Annotated in this window: 1 protein-coding gene; it reads left to right on the top strand. The window is 69.3% G+C overall.

Features of this window, described 5'->3' with window-relative positions; genetic code table 11:
• Positions 1 to 4,430: amino acid adenylation domain-containing protein (locus tag ACNJ7E_RS15140; RefSeq protein ID WP_418340284.1), on the top strand; the 4,430-nt coding region annotated here is incomplete at its 3' end.

Below are 4,430 nucleotides of genomic sequence, written 5' to 3'. Positions count from 1 at the left end.
GTGGGTCCGGAGTTGGTGGTGGGGGTGGCGGTGCCGCGGTCGGTGGAGTTGGTGGTGGCGGTGTGGGCGGTGGTGAAGTCGGGGGCGGCGTTCGTGCCGGTGGATCCGGGGTTGCCGGAGGTGCGGGTGCGGGAGTTGTTGGTGGATTCGGGTGCGGTGGTGGGGTTGTCGGTGTCGGGGGTGGTGTTGCCGTCGGTGGTGGAGTGGTTGCGGGTTGATGATGTGTCGGTGGTGGCGGGGGTGTCGGGGGGTGTGGTGTCGGATGGGGAGCGGACGGGGCGGTTGGTGGGTGGGTGTGCGGCGTATGTGATGTATACGTCGGGGTCGACGGGGCGTCCGAAGGGGGTGGTGGTGACGCATGGGGGGTTGGCGAATTTGGTTGAGGAGGTGCGGGTTCGGTTTGGTTTGTGGTCGGGGTGTCGGGTGTCGCATGTGGCGTCGCCGAGTTTTGATGCGTCGGTGTACGAGTGGTTGATGGCGTTTTCGGTGGGGGCGCGGTTGGTGGTGGCGCCGCCGGGGGTGTTCGGGGGTGCGGCGTTGGGGCAGTGGTTGGCGGTCAATGGGGTGACGCATTGTTTTGTGACGCCGTCGGTGTTGGCGACGGTGGAGGAGGGGGCGTTGGGGTCGGTGCGGGTGTTGGTGGTGGCGGGGGAGGTGTTGGGGCCGGAGTTGGTGGCGCGGTGGGCGCCGGGGCGGGAGTTGTTCGATGCGTATGGGCCGACGGAGGTGACGGTTCAGGCGACGGTGAGTGATGCGTTGGTGGCGGGGGGTGTGGTGACGGTGGGTGGTCCGGCGGTGGGGGTGGAGGTGGTGGTGCTGGATGGGTGGTTGCGGCCGGTGCCGGTGGGTGTGGTGGGGGAGTTGTATGTGGGGGGTGCGGGGTTGGCGCGGGGGTATTTGGGGCGGGCGGGGTTGACGGCGGGGTCGTTTGTGGCGGATCCGTTCGGGGGTGTGGGTTCGCGGTTGTATCGGACGGGGGATTTGGTGCGGTGGGATGGGTTGGGGTCTTTGGTGTTTGTGGGGCGGGCTGATTTTCAGGTGAAGGTGCGGGGGCAGCGGGTGGAGTTGGGGGAGGTGGAGTCGGTGTTGGGGCGGTGTCCGGGGGTGGCGGCTGCGGTGGTGGTGGTGGGTGAGGGTGGTCGGTTGGTGGGGTATGTGGTGCCGGAGGTGGGGGTGCGGGTGGATCCGGGTGTGGTGGTGGAGTTTGCGGGGTCGGTGTTGCCGGGGGGTGTGGTGCCGTCGGTGGTGGTGGTGTTGGGGGAGTTGCCGGTGACGGCGAGTGGGAAGTTGGATCGTGCCGCACTCCCAGCTCCCGTCGTTGCGCGTGGGCCACACCGCGCGCCCCGGACAGTGGCGGAGCACACGCTGGCGTCGGTGTTCGCCGAGGTGCTGGGGCTCGACCAGGTCGGGTTGGACGAGTCGTTCTTCGCGCTGGGCGGCGACAGCATCCTGTCGATCCGTCTCGTATCCCGCTCCAAGGCACGCGGATTGGTGTTCACGCCGCAGCAGGTGTTCGAGCACCGGACCGTGGCAGCGCTCGCGGCGGAATCGGAGATCGCGGACGGTGAGACCACAGTTGCCCTCGCCGAACTCGCGGGCGGCGGAATCGGCACGTTCCCGCCGACGCCGGTAATCCGGTACCTGATCGAGCGCGGCGGGCACTTCGAGCGGTTCAGCCAGAGTGTGCTGCTCGACCTCCCGGAGGGCATCGACCCGGACCGGCTCCTCGCGACGATCACGGCGGTGCTCGCACGACACGACATGCTGCGGTCGCGGCTCTACCAGGACGCGAACGGGCAGTGGCAGATGGAGACTCGTGCCGCGACCGAGATCGACACCGACACACTGGTCCGGCGTATCGCCTGCGACCCGGCGACCGATCCCGGCATGCTGGCAGAGCTGATCGCGACCGAACACCAAGCGGCCGTGGAGAGATTGTGCCCGTCCGACGGAGTGGTCGTCCAGTTCGTGTGGCTCGACCCGGAGCCCGCCGCCGCGGCCCCGGCCCGGACGGGACGGGTGATCGTGGTCGCGCACCACCTCGCGGTCGACGGGGTGTCGTGGCGGATTCTGCTGCCCGACTTCGCCGCCGCCTGGTACCAGGTCAGCACGGGGAGCGTGCCGTCCCTCCCGGAACCGGCGACGTCGATGCGCCGATGGGCGCACGCGCTGGCCGACGAAGCTGTCCGGAGCGAGCGAGCCGCCGAACTGGTGTGGTGGCAGAACGTCGTCGACGGACCCGACCCGCCGATCACCGAACGCCCCCTCGACCCCGGCCGGGACCTCGCGACCGCGCTGCAAGACGTGAGTGTCGAGACCTCCCCCGACGACACGTCCGTTCTGCTCACCCGCCTGCCGGAGCTGTATCACGGGGGTGTCCTCGACGTCCTGCTGACGGCGCTGGTGGTGGCGTCGTCGAGGTGGCGAGCCGAGCGGGGGATCCCGGGAACGTCGATGCTGATCCGGCTGGAAGGGCACGGCCGGGAGCAGCAGGTGGTGCCGGGCGCCGACCTGTCCCGCACCGTCGGCTGGTTCACGACGGTCTTCCCTGTCCGCGTCGATCTCCAGGGCATCGACCTCGACGACGCGCTGGCCGGCGGCCACGACATGGGCAGCGCCGTGAAACGCGTGAAAGAACACCTCCGGGCAGTGCCCGACATGGGGATCGGTTACGGACTGCTCCGCTACCTGAACCCGGACACGGCCGGCAGTCTGCCGAGAGCAGAACCCGGGCAGATCAGCTTCAACTATCTCGGCCAGGTTCCGGATTCGGCCGATCACGACACCGCGGTCGGCTGGAGTCCCGCCGACGGGTTCGGCGACCTGCGGTACGTCCCGGACCCCGACATGCCGGCGTCTGCCGCCGTCGAGGTCAACGCGATCGTGATCGGCGGACGACTCCGGGTCGGGTTCGGTTTCCCGGACACCCTGCTCGCGCACGCCGAGGTGGACAGGCTGGCAGAACGGTGGCGGGAAGCGGTGTCCGCATTGGTGTCCCACGCTCGGGATGGGGACGCAGGCGGACTCACACCGTCGGACGTTCCCCTCGTCGACGTGACCCAGAGCGACCTCGACACGTGGCAGGGGTGCTTCGGCGCGCTCACCGACGTGTGGCCGCCCGCACCCCTGCAGGCCGGGTTGCTGTTCCACGCCCTGCTCGCGAAACCGTCGATCGACGCGTACACGGTGCAGGTGGAACTGCACCTGCAGGGGGCCGTCGACCCGGCCCGGATGCGCCGCGCCGCAAAGGCATTGCTGGAGCGGCACGCGAATCTGCGGGTGGCGTTCGTCCCCGCCCGAGACGGAACCTTCGTCCAGGTGGTTCCCGCGGCCGTCGACCTGCCGTTCCGCGAAATCGACCTCACGGACGTGCCCGAGGTCGCGCGCACCGCCGAACTGGACCGGGTGCTCACCGCCGATCGGGCCGTGCCGTTCGACACGTCCCGGGCCCCACTGGTGCGGTTCCTGCTCGTGACCACTGGCAGCCACGAATCGCGGCTCGTGTGGACCAATCACCACACCCTCCTCGACGGATGGTCGATGCCGCTGGCGATCCGCGAACTGCTCGCGCTCTATGTGGCCGGAGACGATGGGTCTGCGTTGCCGCGACCCCGGCCCTACCGAGACTTCCTGTCGTGGCTGCACCGCCGGCAGCCTGCGGAATCACGAGCGGCGTGGGTGACCGCGCTCGCCGGCGTCGACGGTCCGACACTGCTGCTGCCGGACGCACGGGGACGGCCGTTGTCGGCTCCTCCCGAGAGCGCCCTGTTCACCGTGTCCGAGGATTTGACCGCCGGCCTCACCACCCTCGCTCGTACCCGCAACACGACACTGAACACGGTGACGCAGGTGGCGTGGGGCATCGTGCTCGGCGCGGCGACGTCCCGTCACGACGTGACGTTCGGAAGCACCGTGTCCGGGCGGTCGCCGCACCTGACCGGCGTCGAATCGATGATCGGGTTGTTCGTCAACACCGTGCCCACACGCATCACACTGAACCCCCGGGAAACGCTGGGCCGACTGCTCGACCGGACACAAGCGGAACAGGCAGCCCTCCTCGACCACCACCACCTCGGTCTCGCCGACATCCAGCGAGCAGCCGGCCCCGACATCGGGTTCGACACGGCAACCGTCTTCGAGTCGTACCCGATCGACCGGGGAGGCCTGACCGAGAACACCGACCTCGCCGGCATCCGGGTGGTCGACGTGCGCGGCGTCGACGCCACACATTATCCGCTGAGCGTCGCCTTCTCGGTGGACACGCAGCTGCGCATGACGTTTCACTACCGACCCGACCTGGTCGACAGGGCCACCGTCGACGCGATAGCAGGCCGGGTCACCCGGGTGCTCGAGGCGATGGCCTCCGATCCGGACGTCACGTTGGCTCGGGTGGATGTGTTGGGTTCGGGTGAGCGGGGTGTGTTGGTGCC

The organism is Rhodococcus mengyinensis, assembly GCF_048381435.1.
Classification (GTDB): Bacteria; Actinomycetota; Actinomycetes; order Mycobacteriales; family Mycobacteriaceae; genus Rhodococcus_F; species Rhodococcus_F opacus_D.
The sequence above is the reverse complement of the archived record's forward strand: the minus strand, read 5'-3'. Positions and strand labels throughout refer to the sequence as shown.